Source organism: Methylobacterium sp. 190mf (assembly GCF_900107945.1).
GTDB lineage: Bacteria > Pseudomonadota > Alphaproteobacteria > Rhizobiales > Beijerinckiaceae > Methylobacterium.
Genome location: NZ_FNVI01000004.1, coordinates 39,299 through 56,583, shown reverse-complemented (window position 1 = coordinate 56,583; position 17,285 = coordinate 39,299). Strand labels below are relative to the sequence as shown.

General features: G+C 72.1%; 14 protein-coding genes. 3 read left to right on the top strand and 11 right to left on the bottom strand.

Annotated features, from left to right (window positions below; genetic code table 11):
• Window positions 1–27 precede the first annotated feature (27 nt).
• Window positions 28–1,974 carry an acetate--CoA ligase gene (gene acs, locus C4T42_RS05930; RefSeq protein WP_020092882.1) on the bottom strand — a complete coding sequence of 649 codons (1,947 nt, stop codon included), beginning with the start codon at window positions 1,972–1,974 and terminating at the stop codon, window positions 28–30.
• Between the two features lie 266 nt (window positions 1,975–2,240).
• The gene (locus C4T42_RS05925; RefSeq protein WP_244603174.1) at window positions 2,241–4,823 is read right to left on the bottom strand and encodes a PAS domain-containing protein; all 2,583 of its coding nucleotides are present in this window, start codon (window positions 4,821–4,823) and stop codon (window positions 2,241–2,243) included.
• Window positions 4,824–5,082: 259 nt separating this feature from the next.
• On the opposite strand from C4T42_RS05925, the gene C4T42_RS05920 reads away from it, so the two are divergent.
• Window positions 5,083–5,571, top strand: coding sequence for a phasin (locus C4T42_RS05920; protein WP_012322487.1), 489 nt, complete (start codon window positions 5,083–5,085; stop codon window positions 5,569–5,571).
• A gap of 129 nt (window positions 5,572–5,700) precedes the next feature.
• Window positions 5,701–6,036 (top strand): hypothetical protein, encoded by a 336-nt coding sequence (locus C4T42_RS05915; protein ID WP_181049148.1) that lies wholly within the window; start codon window positions 5,701–5,703, stop codon window positions 6,034–6,036.
• 113 nt (window positions 6,037–6,149) lie between these two features.
• Here the strand turns inward: C4T42_RS05915 and C4T42_RS05910 are convergent, their stop codons facing one another.
• The 5 genes from C4T42_RS05910 to C4T42_RS05890 form a co-directional block, all read right to left on the bottom strand.
• The gene (locus C4T42_RS05910) at window positions 6,150–6,797 is read right to left on the bottom strand and encodes a L,D-transpeptidase (protein ID WP_091925084.1); all 648 of its coding nucleotides are present in this window, start codon (window positions 6,795–6,797) and stop codon (window positions 6,150–6,152) included.
• Between the two features lie 147 nt (window positions 6,798–6,944).
• Complete coding sequence (locus C4T42_RS05905) at window positions 6,945–7,763, bottom strand: transglutaminase family protein (protein ID WP_042672245.1); 819 nt, start codon at window positions 7,761–7,763, stop codon at window positions 6,945–6,947.
• A 75-nt stretch (window positions 7,764–7,838) separates the two neighbouring features.
• The gene (locus C4T42_RS05900) at window positions 7,839–8,768 is read right to left on the bottom strand and encodes a transglutaminase family protein (protein WP_042672246.1); all 930 of its coding nucleotides are present in this window, start codon (window positions 8,766–8,768) and stop codon (window positions 7,839–7,841) included.
• Window positions 8,769–8,840: 72 nt separating this feature from the next.
• Window positions 8,841–9,437, bottom strand: coding sequence for a NepR family anti-sigma factor (locus C4T42_RS05895; protein ID WP_020092876.1), 597 nt, complete (start codon window positions 9,435–9,437; stop codon window positions 8,841–8,843).
• A gap of 120 nt (window positions 9,438–9,557) precedes the next feature.
• A complete protein-coding gene (locus tag C4T42_RS05890) occupies window positions 9,558–10,724 on the bottom strand; it encodes a transglycosylase SLT domain-containing protein (protein ID WP_020092875.1) in 1,167 nt (388 codons plus the stop codon).
• A gap of 229 nt (window positions 10,725–10,953) precedes the next feature.
• Here C4T42_RS05890 and alaS point away from each other — a divergent pair, with 229 nt between their 5' ends.
• Window positions 10,954–13,632 carry an alanine--tRNA ligase gene (gene alaS / locus C4T42_RS05885; protein ID WP_103984861.1) on the top strand — a complete coding sequence of 893 codons (2,679 nt, stop codon included), beginning with the start codon at window positions 10,954–10,956 and terminating at the stop codon, window positions 13,630–13,632.
• A 170-nt stretch (window positions 13,633–13,802) separates the two neighbouring features.
• On the opposite strand, the gene C4T42_RS05880 is transcribed toward alaS, so the two are convergent.
• From C4T42_RS05880 to lpdA, 4 genes are all read right to left on the bottom strand, one after another.
• On the bottom strand, window positions 13,803–14,072 hold the full coding sequence (locus tag C4T42_RS05880; protein ID WP_012322495.1) for a hypothetical protein: 270 nt from the start codon (window positions 14,070–14,072) through the stop codon (window positions 13,803–13,805).
• Between the two features lie 104 nt (window positions 14,073–14,176).
• Entirely contained in the window at window positions 14,177–14,587 is a 411-nt protein-coding gene (locus C4T42_RS05875) for a DUF2147 domain-containing protein (RefSeq protein WP_020092873.1), read from the bottom strand.
• A gap of 34 nt (window positions 14,588–14,621) precedes the next feature.
• Window positions 14,622–15,251, bottom strand: a complete 630-nt coding sequence (locus C4T42_RS05870; protein WP_244603173.1) for a hypothetical protein — start codon at window positions 15,249–15,251, stop codon at window positions 14,622–14,624.
• A 298-nt stretch (window positions 15,252–15,549) separates the two neighbouring features.
• Window positions 15,550–17,283 carry a dihydrolipoyl dehydrogenase gene (gene lpdA, locus C4T42_RS05865; protein WP_103984945.1) on the bottom strand — a complete coding sequence of 578 codons (1,734 nt, stop codon included), beginning with the start codon at window positions 17,281–17,283 and terminating at the stop codon, window positions 15,550–15,552.
• Between the last annotated feature and the right edge of the window lie 2 nt (window positions 17,284–17,285).

The following is a 17,285-nucleotide window of genomic DNA, read 5'->3' as shown; positions in this document are numbered from 1 at the left end:
CGCGCCGCCGGGGCGGCGCGGGTGCGATCAGCCCCGGTTCTGCCGGTTCTCGATCAGGTCGTCGACGACGGCCGGCTCGGCGAGCGTCGAGGTGTCGCCGAGCGAGCTGAAATCGTCCTCGGCGATCTTGCGCAGGATCCGGCGCATGATCTTGCCCGAGCGAGTCTTGGGCAGGCCGGGCGCGAACTGGATCAGGTCCGGCGAGGCGATCGGCCCGATATCCTTGCGGACCCAGGTCACGAGCTCCTTGCGCAGGGCGTCGTCGCCCTCCTCGCCGTCGTTCAGGGTCACGTAGGCGTAGATGCCCTGGCCCTTCACGTTGTGCGGGTAGCCCACCACCGCGGCCTCGGCCACCTTCGGGTGGGCGACCAGAGACGACTCGACTTCGGCGGTGCCCATCCGGTGGCCCGAGACGTTGATGACGTCGTCGACCCGGCCGGTGATCCAGTAGTAGCCGTCCGCATCGCGGCGGGCGCCGTCGCCGGTGAAGTACTTGCCCGGGTAGGTCGAGAAGTAGGTCTGCTCGAAGCGCTCGTGGTCGCCGTAGACCGTGCGCATCTGGCCCGGCCAGGAATCGGCGATGCAGAGATTGCCCTCGCAGGCGCCCTCCAGGACCTTGCCCTCGGCGTCGACCATCTCGGGCTTCACGCCGAAGAACGGCCGGGTCGCCGAGCCCGGCTTCAGGGCGGTGGCGCCCGGCAGCGGGGTGATCAGGATGCCGCCGGTCTCGGTCTGCCACCACGTGTCGACGATCGAGCAGCGCTGGTCGCCGACGACGTTGTAGTACCACTCCCAGGCTTCCGGGTTGATCGGCTCGCCCACGGAGCCCAGCACGCGGAGCGATTGCCGCGAGGTCTTCTTCACCGGTCCCTCGCCGCCGCCCATCAGCGAGCGGATCGCGGTCGGCGCCGTGTAGAAGATGTTGACCTTGTGCTTGTCGACCACTTCCCAGAACCGGGAGGTCGACGGGTAGGTCGGGATACCCTCGAACATCAGCGTCGTGGCGCCGTTCGCGAGCGGCCCGTACACGATGTAGCTGTGGCCCGTCACCCAGCCGACATCGGCGGTGCACCAGTACACGTCGCCTTCGCGGTAATCGAAGACGTACTCGTGCGTCATCGACGCGTAGACGAGGTAACCGCCGGTGGTGTGCACCACGCCCTTCGGCTGCCCGGTCGAGCCGGAGGTGTAGAGGATGAAGAGCGGGTGCTCGGCCTCCACCGCCACGGCGGGGCACTCGTCCGTCACCTGCTCGGCGGCCTCGTCGTAGTAGACGTCCCGGCCCGCCTCCATGGCGACGCTGCCGCCGGTGCGGCGCACGACGATCACGTGGTCGACGAGGTCGGTCCCGAGACGCTTGATCGCCTCGTCGACATTGGCCTTCAGCGGCACCTTGCGGCCTCCGCGCAGGCCCTCGTCGGCGGTGATCACCACCTTGGAGCCGCAACCCTGGATGCGCGAGGCGAGGGAATCCGGCGAGAAGCCGCCGAACACGATGGCGTGGATCGCCCCGAGCCGCGCGCAGGCGAGCATCGCGTAGGCGGCCTCCGGGACCATCGGCATGTAGAGCGTGACGCGGTCGCCCTTGCCGACGCCGCGGTTGCGCAGGACGTTGGCCATCCGGCAGACCTGCGCGTGCAGCTCGCGGTAGGTGATGTGCTTGGATTCGTCGGGGTTGTCGCCTTCCCAGATGATCGCGGTCTGGTCGCCGCGGGTCTCGAGATGGCGATCGATACAGTTATGGGCGACGTTGGTCTTGCCGTCCTCGAACCACTTGATCGAGACCTTGCCGGGCTCGAAGCTGGTGTTCTTCACCGTCGAGAACGGCTTCATCCAGTCGATGCGCTTGCCGTGCTCGGCCCAGAACGCGTTGGGATCGGCGACCGAAGCCGCGTACATCTCCCGGTACTTGGCATCGTCCACGTGCGCACCCTCGCGCCACGCGGATTGAACCTCGATCACCTTGCCTACCATGGCGTCCCATCCCTGTTTTGGCGCCCGATCGTATCGCGGTCTCCGCCGCGCAGCCAGGACTTCCAAAGTAACGTAGCCGCCAATCTACGATGACGATATCATCGCAGTTTGGCGCGCTCCTGCGCAGCTCAATTCCCGTGAATAGATTGGGCGCAATGTAAGGGCTGATTGGGGCTTCGATGCTGCGCTGTCAAGCGCGCGCGCCCGAGCCCGCTGTCACCGGCGGCCCTCTGTTTCCGCCCCGCGGGGGTGGGGGGCGCTCACCCCTAGCCGTTGGCCGCCCGCCGCGCGGGCATGATGATCTCCACGAGCGTGCCGTCTTCCGGTCGGGCGGAGAGCTGCAGGCGCCCGCCATTGGCCTCCACGAGCGCCCGCGGCAGCGCCAGCCCGTCCTCGACATCGCCCTGCGGCGCTGCCGCCCGCGGCGCGTGGCCGGCGCCGGTCTCGCGCACCCGCACGGCGATCCCCGCCCGCTCGGCGGACCCGGTGGACACGATGATCTGGCTGCCGGCCGTGGAGCGTCGGATCGCGTTCTCGATCACCAAGCTGGCCGCGCGGCTGACCGAGCGCTCGTCGGCCTCCAGGTCGCCGATATCGGTCGAGAAGCTCGTCCGCATCACGATGCGCCCCCGCGCCGCCTCCGCCTGGAGCTGGGCGACACAGCTCGCCACGACGTCGTTGAGGTCGAGGGCGCGCGGCTCCAAGTGGAGCGCGCCGGCCTCGACGGCGGCGAGGTCCAGGAGTTTCCCGACGCGCTCCAGCATCGCCTCGCCCGAGGCCTTGATCTCGGCGAGGCAGCCCCGGTAGCGCGCGTCGCCGAGGGGGCCGAACGGTTCCTTCAGCATCGCGCCGGCCAGGTCGACGATCCCGGACACGGGCTCGCGGACGGCGCAGCCGAGCCGGTCGAGGGCATCGGCGCGGCCCGGCGCGGGCTCCGGGCCGCCCTCCGCGCTCCGCGCGAGGGCCTCGTCCTCGGCTCGGGCGATCTGGGCCACGCGCCGGCTCGCCGTCGCCGCTACGGTCAACGACATCGGAGCGCCGTCGATGCGCACGATCCGCCGCCCCGGGGCGGTGCCCCTCAGGGCATCGGCGACCGTCAGGACGCTCTCCCGGTCGAAGAGCGTGACGAAGCTGCTGCCGACGATCTCGCGCGGATCGCAGCCGAACAGGCCGGCCGCCGCGCGGTTCAGCGCGACGATGCGCCCGGCCCCGTCGACCGTGACGACGCCCGTCTCCAGCGCGTCCAAAGTCGCCTCGGCGCTGGCCGTCCGCTCGGTCTCAGCGGCGCGGGCGAGGCGCTCGGCCGTGAGGGCGTCGGCGACGTCGGCGTCCTCGACCGGGCGCACGACCAGGCACGTCGCGGTCGCGCCCGACCAGGGGAGGGCGCCGGCCCGGATTTCGACGGGACGGGCGCCGCCGTCGGCCGTCGCGACGGTCGTCCGGCGCGCGGACGGGTCGACCGTCTCCGCCGGGGGGAGGCCGGGCAGCAATCCCGGAAGACCGAGGCGCGCGAGGCTCGGCAGGTCGGGATGGCCGGTCAGATCGAGGAAGGCGCGGTTCGCCGCGACGATCGCTCCGTCGCGATGGACCAGCACCGGCACCGGCAATCCGCCGAGGAGATCGGATTCCGGGGCCGGCGGCGCGTCGGCGACCGGCTCGGCCTCCGCCCTCCCGGTCTCGACATCGGGATCCGCGGCGGTCGCGCCGGTCTCCGTCGGGCCGGCCTGCGGCGCCGGGAACGGCATGACCGCCCCACCCGCGGTCCGGGGCGACCCCGATCCGGCCTCGTCACCGGCGTAGCGGGCGCCCAGCGCGCGGGCGATCTCGCGGAACGCGGCGTGCTCGTCGTTCGACAGCGGCGCGGCGACGGGATCCGCGTCGACCGCGACAGGAATCGCGACAGGGATCGCGGCGTCGCCGGTCCCGGTCGGGACGGCAGCGGGCTTGGCAACCTCGGACGTTGCCGGCTCCGGCGTCGCGGAGGGCACGGGCTCGGGAACGCGCTCGGGCATGGGCTCCGGGGTCGGCTCCGGCGTCGCGACCGGTCTCGGGCTGCCGGCCGGGGCGCTGCGGATCAGGCCGAAGCCGCCGAAGCCCGAGAAGGCCGCGTCGCCCCGCCCGAGCGGGGCTCCGGACAGGTCGACCCGGAACGCCCCGGTGCCGGCATCGAGGACCGCCGGTTCCCCGCGGAAGGTGCGCCGGTCGCGCAGGGCCGCCAGCACGGCGTCGGCGCCGGAGAGGCGCCCGCTCTCGGCCAGATCCTGCCAGCGCTGCCCGACCAGCCCGGCGAGCGCCTCAGGCCCTGTGAGGGTCGTCAGGACACCCGCGGCATCGAGGCGCCAGAGGAAGCGGTCGTCGCGCCGGAGCGGCGTCGCCGGAGGCGATTGCGGCTCCTGGGGAAGCGCCCGCGCCGCCACGGGATGCCCGGCGGGCGCGTCGACCGGTGGATCGACCGGGCGGATCGGACGCGCGCGGCCAGACGCCACCGGCGCGGTCGGGACGACGAGGATCGCGGGCCGGCCGTCGGCCTGCGCGCCGCGCGCCAGCCAGCACAGGACCGGCGGCGCGATCCGGCGGACATCGAGGCGCAGGCGCGCGAGGCGGGGCGCGGCGTCGCCCGCCACCGCGGTCGCGATCTGCCGGGTCAGGTCGGCGACGGCCGGGCCGTCCAGAACCGCGGCGAGACCCGCCGCCGCTTCGGACGCGGACAGGATCCGGGCCTCCGACGGATCGATCACGAGATGCACGGCGTCGCGCGCACCCAGAGCGGCCGCCAGCGCGGGCAGGCGCTCCCAGGTCGCGAAGGCAGTCCCCAGCCCGGGCGGGGCTGCAGCGGCCGTCGGTGTCACTGTCGTCTCCAAAGCCCGCGACCTCGAACCCTAACGCGATCCTGACGCTCAACGGTCCCGCTTTGCCCGAGAAACGCGCGCGACCGTAGCCCTATTGTAAACTCCCCCGCGCCGCGGCGCTGGACTCTCGGCGCGACCGTCACACGTTTACGTTATGTCAACCTTAACGCCGTGAGCGCGGGTGGCATATGGCGGCGAATCAGTTATTGTGCACCGCACAAAGCGCCATCCACAGGCCAATGAAGAGAGGAGACGACGTATGAGCAACCCCCCGAACTACGAAGTTCCGGCCGAGATGCGCGACTTCGCCGAGAAGAGCGTCGAGCAGGCCCGGAAGGCGTTCGACAGCTTCATCGGCGCGGCTCGCCGCACCGCCGACACCGTGCAGGGCTCGGCCGAGCTGGCGCGCTCCAACGCGCTGGACGCGTCCTCGCGCGGCTTCGAGTATGCCGAGCAGAACGTGAACGCGGCCTTCGACCTCGCCCAGAAGCTCGTCCGCTCCAGGGACATGCAGGAGGCGATGCAGCACCAGGCCGAGTTCGTCCGCAGCCAGTTCGCCGCCATTCAGGCCCAGGCGAAGGAGTTCAGCGGCCTCGCGCAGAGCGCGATGCAGCAGGGCGCCGAGCGCGCCAAGTCGGCGATGCAGCAGGGTGCCGACGAGGCCCGCAAGGCCATGGAGCAGGGCCAGGACGCCGCGAAGCAGACGGCCCAGAACGCCCAGGACGCCGCCGAGCGCGCGTCGCACTGACGCTCGCACCGACGAACGGGGCCGCGGCCCGCTCCCGATCCGGGGGCGGGCCGTCTCGTTTTCGCCGGTATTGCCGCCGAGAGCCGCCGGGCGGACGCGTTGGGTCCGCGCCGAGTGAAGGGTTCAGGGATGCGCCTCACTGTTACTGGCCGATCCGGCCTGCGTGGACCTCTCCGTCTGGCGGTCGCCGCTCTGGCGCTCGCCGCCGTCGCTCCGAGTAGCGCGGCCTTCGCCCAGTACTACGACGATCCGGGCTACGACGGCGGTTACCGGCCGGTCCCGCGCCGGGCGCAGCGCGCCCCGGTCGGTTACAATTGCGACGCCGTCCAGCAGGGAATCACCGGCCCGAAGCCGTACTCCTGCCCGCTGCCGGGGCCGCGGCCCCTCGGCGTGCGCTGCTTCTGCGACATGCCGATCGCCTCGTTCAGCCCGCCGCAGACGGCCGTCGGCCGCGTCGTTCCCTGAGGCACAGCCCCGCGCAGGCGACCGCACACGCGACGGGCCGCGCCCCCGGGTGGGATGACGCGGCCCGTGCGGCACAGGCGGGCTAGGGGCGCGGGTGATCCCGCGCCGCGCGCTCAGTTCAGGACGACGACCTTGGCGCCGACCTTCACGCGCTCGTACAGGTCGGTGACGTCGTCGTTGGTCATGCGGATGCAGCCCGACGAGACCGCCTGACCGATCGTGTCCGGCTCGTTGGAGCCGTGGATGCGGTACTCGGTGCTGCCGATATACATGGCCCGGGCGCCGAGGGGGTTCTCGATGCCGCCCGCCATGTAGCGCGGCAGGTCGGGACGACGGGCGATCATGGCCTTCGGGGGCGTCCACGACGGCCACTCGCGCTTGGCGGTGATCTTGTTGGTGCCGCTCCAGCTGAAGCCCGGACGGCCGACGCCGACGCCGTAGCGGATCGCCTCACCGTTGCCGAGCACGTAGTACAGGCGCCGCTCGGCGGTGGAGACCACGATCGTGCCGGGCGCGTAGGGCGCGTTGAACGCGACGATCTCGCGGGGGATCGGCTGGACCTGCGCCTGCGGCGCGGCCTGCACGCCCTGGCCGTAGCCCGGGGCGTAAGAGCCCTGGTAACCGTACTGTCCCTGATCGGAGTAGTACTCGTCGGCATTATCCGTGCCGAAGGGATCGTACGACGAAGCGGCGAGGACGGGCGTGGCGGCAAGAACAGACACGCCGAGGAGCGCGGCGAGTGCGGTGACCGTGGTCTTCATGAGTGGCCTACCTGTGCAATAACCTTTGCCATTACAAGCGTGAGCATAGGCTGGCAGTTCCATACTTCCGCCCGGAATTTGCTGTCCGGCGGAATACGCAGGCCGGCTTGGCCGTGCGGTGCGCGATATCACGAACGCGTGCGCGGCTCAGGGGGCCTCGTCCGTGTGGACGTCGAAGCGCGCGAGGTGGGCGTAGCCGAAGTTCGTCGAGATGGCGCAGTCGGTGGCGTCGCGGCCGCGGGCCATGACGATGCGGCCGATGCGGGGCCGGTTGTGGCGGGCGTCGAACGTGTACCAGCGCGGCCCCTCGGGCCCTTCGAGGAAGACCTCGAACCACGCGGAGAAGTCCATCGGCGCCGGGTCCTTCGGCACGCCGATATCGCCGAGGTATCCGGTGGCGTAGCGCGCCGGGATGTTCATGCACCGGCACAGGGTGATCGCCAGGTGCGCGAAGTCCCGGCACACGCCCTCGCGCTGCATGAAGGCGTCGTGCGCGCTCCGGGTCGCGTCGGCGCGCTGATAGTCGAAGCGGATCCGCTCGTGCGTGTAGTCGACGATCGCCTGGACGCGGGCCCAGCCCTCCGGCGTGCCGCCGAACAGGGACCACGCGGTCTGCGAGAGCTTGTCGGTGTCGCAGTAGCGCGAGCCCAGGAGGAAGATCAGGACGTCGTCGGGCAGGTCCTGGACCGGGATCTGCCGGGCGTCCGGCACGACCGGATCGGGCTCGCCCGAATCCTCGACCGTGAAGTCGGCCGCGATGGTCAGCTGACCGGGCGGCGCGACGATGCGGTGGCAGATGTTGTCGAAGCCGTCCCGGTACGTCCGCGCCTCGAGCGGCGGATCGAACCCGATCGCGTGCGGGGTCAGCACGTCGTCGATCCGCGAGGGATGGACGCTCAGCATCAGGATCATCGGTGTCGGCTGCGACAGCGTGAAAGCGATATCGAAACCGGTCCTGATCTTCATCGGGGCCACCTTGCTCTGTCGCCGTCCGCGCGGAGTCGCCACGCACGCTCGTTCCGAGTCCGGGTGCGCGCGAACTCAACGCGCCAGGGACGTCTCCGGCCCCTGCACGGTTCGGGCCGCCGGCCCGTCGGCAGGCAGTTCCACCACGTCGACGTCGACGCGCATGCCGAGATCGTCGCTGGCGAGGCCGAAGAATGAGCCGTGCAGCGGCACGGCCTGGGCCGGATCGCGGGTCACCGCCACGCGGATCAGGTCGCGGTTGCCCACGATGCCGTTGGTCGGGTCGAACTCGACCCAGCCGGCGCCCGGCAGGTAGACCTGCAGCCAGGCGTGGGTGGAGCCGCCGCCGACGTGGCGCGCCCGGTCGTTGCGCGGGTTGTAGAGGTATCCGGAGACGAAGCGGGCGGCCATGCCGAGCGCCCGGACGCCCTCCATCATCAGCACCGCGAAGTCCCGGCACGAACCGAGCTTCGTGCGCAGGGTCGTGAGCGGGTCCTGCACGCCCTTCTCGGAGCGGGCGAGGTAGGTGAAGTTCGCCCGCACGCTGCGCGTCATCGCGGCCAGCAGCTCTTGCGTCGGGATACGGCCCTGCGGCGGCAGGAAGCTCCGCGCCCAGGCATCGACCTCGTGCCGCGGGTCCGGCCATTGCCGCTCGATGGAGCGGGCGAGGTCCGGCATGTCCTCGGCGCCGTAGCCGAACGGGTAGTGGGTCGCGTGCGGCGCCAGGGGGAAGACCGGCGCGTGCTCCGGGGTGTGGTCGAGGGTGATGCCGCAGTCGAAGGTCAGGGTCTCGGCGCGGGTGTCGAAGGTCGCGACCGCCACGCAGTTGCCGAACACGTCGAACAGCCAGCGCAGGGCGGCCGGCTCCGGGGCAATGTCGAGGGTCGCCGCGATCAGCCGCTGATCGTAGCTGTCGCGCGGCCGGAACATGATCCGGTGCTCGCCGAAGGCGACCGGACGCCGGTACCGGTAGACCGTGCGGTGGCGGACGGAGAGGATCGGCAAGTCGCAGGCTCCGGGCTCGCGCCGACGCGGTCACCGGCGATGCAAGGGCCGGGCCCGGCCGCGCGGAACGCCTCAGACCACCGGCGGGGCCGGGTCGGCGGCGGCGCGCTCGGCCTCGACCAGCACGTCGAGGGGGCGCCACGGCTTGGCGATGAAGACGGCCTCGGCCGGCAGCTCGGGGCGGGGAATGCCGTGGCCCGAGGTGATCACCAGACGGGCCCGGGGCCACAGGGTCGCCACCGCGCGGGCGAGCTGGAGGCCGTCCATCTCGCCGGCCAGCCGGACGTCGGCGAAGACGAGGGCGACGTCGCCCCCGCGCGCCTGGAGGACCGACAGGGCGGCCTCGGCGCTGTCGCACCCGACCACGTCGAGTTCGGTTTCCTCCAAGAGGGTCTCGGCGAGCGCGCGGATCTCGGGATCGTCCTCCACGACGAGCGCGAGACGCGGCGGACCGGCCTCGGCCGCCACGACGCTCGGCGCGCCCAGGGCGGCCTCGTCGCCCTCGTTCTGCCGAACGCGGCGGACCAGGGCCGCGAGGTGTTCGGGCACACCCTCGGTGACCAGATCATCGTAGAACGACGCCAGTTTCTGACCGATCTGATCGAGCGGAATACCCGGTGACAGCGTATCGGTGAGCGGCAGGGGTGCGCTCGTCTGGTGCTTTTTCAAGGACTCCCCCCGAAGTCGACTTCCGCGCCGCCCGAGGATGCGGCGCTCGAAGGAGGAAAGTCGGCAATCCGCCGCTGGTTGCGCCGGGCGTTCGGAATCCCGCCCGGCGTCACAGAGCCGTTACTGCGTGGCGAGCCCGGCGTCGGCGTCGGCATACGCCATGATTCCAGAGACTTGGCGGACGTTCTGGTAGCGCGTCCCGCGGGTGCTCATCATCGCCTCGAACTTCTCGTGCACCTGTGCGACCGACAGGCTCAGGGGCTTGCGGTGGCGGCCGCGCCCGACGAAGCGCCCGGCGGCGAAGAAGATCGAGCGGTTGGCCCGGGCCGGCCCCGGGAGCAGGGCCGCCGCGGCGGCGGCCGGCTTGTTCACGACGTTGGCGAGGAACTCCTCGGCGTCGTCCGGTCCGAGGAAGTGGGCGAGGTAGACCTCGCCGAGGGTCAGCTCGCGGCCGATGCGCAGGGCGATGCGGGCCGCGTCGCGCTTCAGCATCTCGCCGGCCATCAGCGCCGAGAGGTACGGGTCGCGGCGCAGTTCCAGCACCCGGGCGCGCTCCGCCGGATCGGTGATCACCGGCCGGTCGTTGGCGTCGGAGGTGATCAGCGCCGCGTCCTTCTCCAGCCCGTACTTGGCGCCGAAGTCGCGAACCACGCCGAGCCAGGTCCGCTCGATGAACTGGTAGAGGCCCGTCGCCGAGGACGTCTTGGCCTGGACCGCCGTGACGAAGCTCGATTCCTTGTCGGCTACCGCCATCAGCAGCACCGGATCGGTCTGGACCGCCTGGGCCGCCCGGACGATCGTCTGCACGAGGTGGCGCCGGATCTTCATCGGGCCGAACTCGAGGATGTCGTTCGGATCGCCGACGGCGCTCTCGGAGAGCAGGAAGTCGTACGACACGCGGTCGACCGTGTTGGAGCCGAGTTCGGTGTCGAGGTCGTGCACCGGGGCGAAGCTCGCGGCGGCGCGCAGCGGCGTCTGCTCCAGCGGGGTGGTGAGGGCGACGGTGTGGATGCGCGGGCGCGGCATCGGGAGCTCGGTGGCGGCCTCCGCGACCGACACGGCCGGCGACAGGCCGACCTTGGCGAGGTCCACGCCCGACCCGATCAGCGCGGCGCTGAGGCCGCCGGCGATCATCGAGACGGTGAGCAGGGAGCGGAACAGCGCGGGGCGGCTGCCATGGGCACGGCCCAGCATGGGCTGTGCGGCGATCACGTCGGCGCGGCCCGAGCCGAAATGGCCCTGCTTGCCGGTGATGGTCCTCGGCGATCCGACCGTGCGGCCCTGCATCGTTATCCCGACTCTCCACACGCCGCTGTGGCGCTACGGACTCACCATCGCTTGACAGATGTGGCGACAACACGGCCGCGCTTGTGGCCGAGTTGCGGCGTCCCGTGGAGATTTCGGGGCAGGCCGCCCGTGACTCGCGCGGCATCCCTCCTTAAGAGGGCGCCATGCGGGCGCCGGGCGGATGACGCGCGGCCGCCCTTTCCCGTCCGTACTGCCAGAGTCAGCCCCGATGAGCGGCGTCAACGAGATCCGGTCGACCTTCCTCGACTACTTCGCCAAGGCGGGCCACGAGGTCGTGCCGTCCTCGAGCCTCGTGCCGAAGAACGACCCGACGCTGATGTTCACGAACGCCGGCATGGTGCAGTTCAAGAACGTCTTCACCGGGATGGAGAAGCGCGCCTACGACCGGGCGACGACGGCGCAGAAATGCGTGCGGGCCGGCGGCAAGCACAACGACCTCGACAATGTCGGGTACACCGCGCGCCACCACACCTTCTTCGAGATGCTCGGCAACTTCTCGTTCGGCGACTACTTCAAGGACCGCGCGATCGAGCTGGCCTGGACGCTGATCACCAAGGAGTTCGGCCTCAAGCCCGACAAGCTCCTCGTCACCGTCTACGCCGACGACGACGAGGCCGCCGGCCTGTGGAAGAAGATCGCCGGCTTCTCCGACGACAAGATCATCCGGATCGGGACCTCCGACAATTTCTGGCAGATGGGCGATACCGGCCCCTGCGGCCCCTGCTCGGAGATCTTCATCGACCAGGGCCCGGCGCTGCAGGGCGGCCCGCCCGGCTCGCCGGACGAGGACGGAGACCGCTTCCTCGAGTTCTGGAACCTCGTGTTCATGCAGTACGAGCAACTGGAGCCGGGCGTCCGGAACCCGCTGCCGCGGCCGTCGATCGACACGGGCATGGGCCTGGAGCGCATGGCGGCGATCCTCCAGGGCGTCCACTCGAACTACGACACCGACCTGTTCCGCGCCCTGATCGACGCCGTGGCCCACGCGGTCTCGCGGGCGCCGGAGGCGGCCACGATGGCGTCCTACCGGGTGATCGCCGACCACCTGCGGGCGGCCTCCTTCCTGGTGGCCGACGGTGTGCTGCCGGGCAACGAGGGCCGCGGCTACGTGCTGCGCCGGATCATGCGCCGCGCCATGCGCCACGCCGAGATCCTGGGGGCCCGCGAGCCCACCATGTTCCGCCTCGTGCCGACCCTCGTGCGCGAGATGGGCCAGGCCTACCCGGAGCTGATGCGGGCCGAGAGCCTGATCGCCGAGACCCTGAAGCTGGAGGAGACCCGCTTCCGCCGCACCCTCGAGCGGGGCCTGTCGATCCTCGACGCCGAGAGCCGCGACCTCCGGGAGGGCGACAAGCTCTCCGGCGAGACCGCCTTCACCCTCTACGACACCTACGGCTTCCCCCTCGACCTGACGCAGGACGCCCTCAAGGCCCGCGGCATTGGCGTGGACACCGACGCCTTCGCGGCCGCGATGCAGCGCCAGAAGCAGGCGGCCCGCGAGGCCTGGAAGGGCTCGGGCGAGGCGGCGACCGAGACGGTGTGGTTCGGACTGCGCGAGCGCGTCGGCGCCACCGAATTCCTGGGCTACGAGACCGAGACCGCCGAGGGCATCGTGACCGCGCTCCTGCGCGACGGCGCCGAGGTGAAGGCCCTCGAGGCTGGTCAGACCGGCCTCGTCCTCGTCAACCAGACGCCGTTCTACGGGGAGTCGGGCGGTCAGGTCGGCGATACCGGCCTGATCCTGGCGCCGGGCGTGCGGGCGCGGGTGACCGACACCCAGAAGAAGCTCGGCGACGTGTTCGTCCATCACGTCACCGTGGAGGAGGGGTCGGTGAGCCTCGACCAGCCGGTCGAGTTGAAGGTCGACAACGCCCGCCGCAGGGCGATCCGGGCCAACCACTCGGCCACCCACCTGCTCCACGAGGCCCTGCGGCAGGTGCTGGGCGACCACGTCGCCCAGAAGGGCTCGCTGGTCAGCCCCGACCGGCTGCGCTTCGACATCAGCCACCCGAAGCCGATCGAGGCCGACGAGCTCGGCCGCGTCGAGGACATCGCCAACGCGGTGCTGCTGCAGAACGCGCCCGTCGTCACGAAGCTGATGGCCGTGGACGACGCGATCGCGTCGGGCGCCCGCGCGCTGTTCGGCGAGAAGTACGGCGACGAGGTGCGGGTGGTCTCGATGGGGCTGCCGGTCGACGGCGAAGCCGCGCAACCGCGCGCCAGAAACTTCTCCGTGGAGCTCTGCGGCGGCACTCACGCCGCGCGCACCGGCGATATCGGGGCGATCACCATCGTGGCCGAGAGCGCGGTGGGCGCGGGCGTGCGCCGGATCGAGGCGCTGACGGCCGACGCGGCGCGCCGTCACCGGGCCGAGGAGGCCCGGACGCTGGCGGCGCTCGCCGGCATCCTCAAGGCGCCGGTCTCGGAGGCGCCTGACCGCCTGACCGCGCTGATGGAGGACCGGCGCCGCCTGGAGCGCGAGCTGGCCGAGACCCGTCGCAAGCTCGCCATGGGCGGCGAGGGCGGCCCGGGCTCGGGCGCGCAGCAGACCGAGATCGGCGGGGTGGCCTTCCGCCGCTCCGTCATCGAGGGGCTCGACATGCGCGACCTCAAGCCGATCGTCGACGAGGAGAAGAAGCGCCTGGGCTCCGGCATCGTGGCGGTGGTCGGCGTCGGACCGGACGGCAAGGCCGGGCTGGTGGTCGGCGTCACCGACGATCTGACCGCGCGCTACGACGCGGTCGGGCTGGTCCGGGCCGGGGCCGGAGCGCTCGGCGGGAAGGGCGGCGGCGGCCGCCGCGACATGGCGCAGGCCGGCGGCCCGAACGGGGCGGGGGCCGAGGCCGCCCTCGACGCCGTCGCGCAGGCCCTCACCGAGGCCGCCTGAGCCGCGACGGGCCGCGGAGCGGCCGCACCGTCACGGGTGCGGCCCGATCGTCCTCGGCGAGACCGGCGCGGTCGCCCCGAGAGGCTCCCGCGTCCGTTCTGGCCCCGGGCGAACATCGCGGCCCCCCTCGCGGGTCCTGCGCCGCTCGGGTCACCGGGGATCAGGCGAGATCACCGGCTACCGCCGCCGCCACCGCCCTGCGGCGCGACCCGCGACGGCTGGTTGGCATTGCCCGCCGCCGCCGAGTTGTTGGAGATCGTGTCGGCAGGCCGGCCGGTGGGCGAGTAGCTCACGGCGGCTTCGTTCCCGGTGGCGTCGATCTGCTGGCTCACCACGCCCGGCGCGCCGGGAGCGGGCGCGACGGGCCGGGCCTCGACCTGGGCGCTGGCCGGCGCGACGGTGGCGAGGGCGAGAAGAGCGGCGAGACATGTCCGGGTCATGAGAATCCTTGCTGGTTCCAGACCCAGGCAACCTCAGTCGCGCGCGATCGATCCCGCGTTGTTGCGACGCGGCACCGCCTCGCCCCGGCGCCCGCCGCGCGCGATCACTTCACGCGCGTCCAGGTCTGCCGCTTGCAGAACACGCTCATGACGCAGCCGGAGACCTCGAGCGAGTCGGGTCCCGTAAGCTTCAGCGAACCGGAATAGGTCTTGCCGTCGTTCGGGTTGTAGAGCGACCCTGAGAAGCCGCCGCCTTCGGGCTGTCGCGCGTCGAGGATCTGGACGCCGACGACGCTGCGGCCGCGCAGGGCCGGATCCGGGTTCTTCGCGTCGAGCCCCTTCCCGGGTGCGCTGATGATCGTGCCGCAGAAGCCGCCGCCGCAGGGCGCGATGCGGACCTTCGAACTGCCGGTTTCCGTCAGCCATACGCCGGCCGGATCGGCCGCCAGGGCCGGCGCGCACGCCGCGCCCGTCGCGAGCAGGGCCAGAACCGCGCGACGAAACCTCGAACCCATACCTGTTCCTCCCAACCGAGAACGCGGCTGGGTTCTACCGCGATGCCTGCGGCAGCGCACCGCCCAGATACGTTTCGACGACCTCGCAGAACGGCTGCCCGGCCCCGGTCGACAGCAGGGCGTCGATCTCGAAGAGCGGATCGTCCGGTCCGGGGGCGGCGCTCCGGACCGGCGCGCGCACCTCGACGGTGCTGCGCACCGGGGCGAGGGGACGCACGACCCGGCCGAAGGGCGTGCGGGTGGTGTCCAGCGTCGCGTTCATCTCCGGCGTGAGCCGGGCCGGCACGTACCAGTTATCCGCCTCGGACAGGACGCGGTCCCCGCAGGCGAGACGGACGCGGCGGTAGCGCACCGGCTCGTCCGGGCCGATCGCGAGACGGGCGCGCTGCGCGGCCGTCAGGGGCTTGTCGGCCACGGGCACGCGTTCCGCCACGAGGTGCGGGTCCCCGGCGAGCTTGTAGTCGGCACACCAGCTCTCGAGGGCGAAGGTCGCGCTGTGCGCCGCGAGGATACGGCTCCGCAGCGAGGCGATGAGCGCCTGCGGCCCGTCGGCGGCGGACGGCGTATCGGCCGGCTTCGGCGCCTCGGCGGCGTCGCGCGCCCAACTCGGCGACCCGGTCACCGCGACCGACCCCAGCAGCACCGCGAGGGCCAGGGGCGGCACCCGGAGCGCCGGTGCGGCCGTTGCGGGCCGCGGGGCCCCGCGCGCCGATCGATCCCGTGCCAGTAATGGCAAAATGCGGACGGCATGGCGGAAAGACTTTCCGGTGTGCCACAGCATCTCGGATCATATCCTCCTAGCTGAACCACCAGATCTTCGCCACGTGCCGCCGCATCGAGGCCCGGCAGAACGCTCCGACCGGACGGCTTCCCGGCCGAGCCGGCGACGCGGGCCGAGATCTATACAAGACGCGGCGATCCGTCGAGCCGCCGGGCGGACGTGCCCGGCGCCGACGCCGTGTCTACCGACGGGCGACTGGCGGCAGGTCGGTGCAGAGGCCGAGCCCGGCCTCCGCCGCGAGACCGATCGTCTCGCCGAGGGTCGGGTGGGGGTGGATCGTCCGGCCGATGTCGGTGGCGTCGGCGCCCATCTCGATCGCCAGCGCGACCTCGCCGATCATGTCGCCGGCGCTCGGGCCGACGATGGCGCCGCCGACGACGCGCCTGGTCTGCGCGTCGAACAGCAGCTTGGTCAGGCCGTAATCGGCGCCGTTGGCGATGGCCCGGCCCGAGGCGGCCCAGGGGAAGCGCGCCACCTCGACGGCCCGCCCGGCCGCCTTCGCGGCCATCTCGGTGAGGCCGGCCCAGGCGATCTCCGGGTCGGTGTAGGCGACCGACGGGATCACGGCGGCGTCGAACCCGGCCTTGTGGCCGGCGGCCGCCTCGGCGGCGACGTGGCCCTGATGCACCGCCTTGTGGGCGAGCATCGGCTGGCCGACGCAATCGCCGATGGCGAAGATGTGCGGCACGTTCGTGCGCATCTGGGCGTCCACCGGCACGAAGCCGCCGTCCAGCGCCACGCCGGCCGCGTCGAGGCCGAGCGTCGCCGCGTTGGGCCGGCGGCCGGCGGCCTGGAGAACGAGGTCGTAGGTTCCGGGCTCGGCCCCGCCCGAGAAGGTCACGGCGATCCCGTCCGGTTTCGCCTCGGCGGAGACGACCTCGATCCCTGTCAGGACGCGGTCGAAACGGTGGGCGTTGCGCTTCGTCCAGACGCTGACGAGATCCCGGTCGACGCCCTCGAGCAGGCCGGGCAGGCGCTCGACCACGTCGACCCGCGCGCCGAGGGCGCTGTAGACGGTCGCCATCTCCAGGCCGATGATGCCGCCGCCGATCACCAGGAGCCGGCGCGGCACAGCGGGAAGTTCCAGCGCCCCGGTGGAATTCACGACCCGCGGATCGTCCGGGAGCATCGGCAGGGCCACCGGCGCCGAGCCCGCCGCCACGACGGCGCCCGTGAAGGTGACGTCGCGCGTGCCGCCGTCATGCAGCGTCACCGAGACCGTGTCGGGCCCGGTGAAGCGGGCTCTCCCGCGGACCACCTCGACCTTGCGCTGGCGCGCCATCTGGGCGAGCCCGTCGGTGAGGCGGCGGACGGTGCCGGCCTTGAAGGTCCGCAGCTTCTCCAGATCGACCGTCGGCGCGCCGAAGCTGATCCCGTGCGCGGCCAGCCGGACGGCCTCCTCGGTGACCGCGGCCACGTGGAGCAGCGCCTTCGAGGGGATGCAGCCCACGTTGAGGCAGACGCCGCCGAGGGTCGCGTGGCGCTCGACCAGGATGACCCGCTGCCCGAGATCGGCGGCCCGGAAGGCGGCCGAGTAGCCGCCCGGTCCTCCGCCGATTACCAGGAGATCGCAGCCCGCGCCGGCCTGCGGCTTCGGTGGCGGCGCGGCGGGCGTGGGCGCGGGGGTCGGAGCCGAGGCCGGCGCAGGGGTCGGTTCGCCGCGCGCGTCGGTCGATTCGATCGCGAGGCGGGCGACGAGGGTGCCGGCCGACACCGTGTCGCCGAGGCCGACCAGCATCTCCACGAGGCGGCCCGCCGCGGGGGAGGGGATGTCCAGCGTCGCCTTGTCGGATTCGACCACCAGCAGAGTCTGGTCCTTGGCGACCGGCTGGCCGGGCGCCACCGGGATCTCGATGACGGGCACGTCGGCGTAGTCCCCGAGATCGGGGACGCGGATGTCGAGGGTCTCGGGCATGG

Excerpts from the sequence above, each read along its gene's own strand:
- acs (WP_020092882.1), bottom strand. The coding sequence starts at position 1,974 with ATGGTAGGCAAGGTGATCGAGGTTCAATCCGCGTGGCGCGAGGGTGCG.
- C4T42_RS05920 (WP_012322487.1), top strand. The coding sequence starts at position 5,083 with ATGAGCAACCCCCCGAACTACGAAGTTCCGGCCGAGATGCGCGACTTC.
- C4T42_RS05915 (WP_181049148.1), top strand. The coding sequence starts at position 5,701 with ATGCGCCTCACTGTTACTGGCCGATCCGGCCTGCGTGGACCTCTCCGT.
- C4T42_RS05910 (WP_091925084.1), bottom strand. The coding sequence starts at position 6,797 with ATGAAGACCACGGTCACCGCACTCGCCGCGCTCCTCGGCGTGTCTGTT.
- C4T42_RS05905 (WP_042672245.1), bottom strand. The coding sequence starts at position 7,763 with ATGAAGATCAGGACCGGTTTCGATATCGCTTTCACGCTGTCGCAGCCG.
- C4T42_RS05890 (WP_020092875.1), bottom strand. The coding sequence starts at position 10,724 with ATGCAGGGCCGCACGGTCGGATCGCCGAGGACCATCACCGGCAAGCAG.
- alaS (WP_103984861.1), top strand. The coding sequence starts at position 10,954 with ATGAGCGGCGTCAACGAGATCCGGTCGACCTTCCTCGACTACTTCGCC.
- C4T42_RS05880 (WP_012322495.1), bottom strand. The coding sequence starts at position 14,072 with ATGACCCGGACATGTCTCGCCGCTCTTCTCGCCCTCGCCACCGTCGCG.
- C4T42_RS05875 (WP_020092873.1), bottom strand. The coding sequence starts at position 14,587 with ATGGGTTCGAGGTTTCGTCGCGCGGTTCTGGCCCTGCTCGCGACGGGC.
- lpdA (WP_103984945.1), bottom strand. The coding sequence starts at position 17,283 with ATGCCCGAGACCCTCGACATCCGCGTCCCCGATCTCGGGGACTACGCC.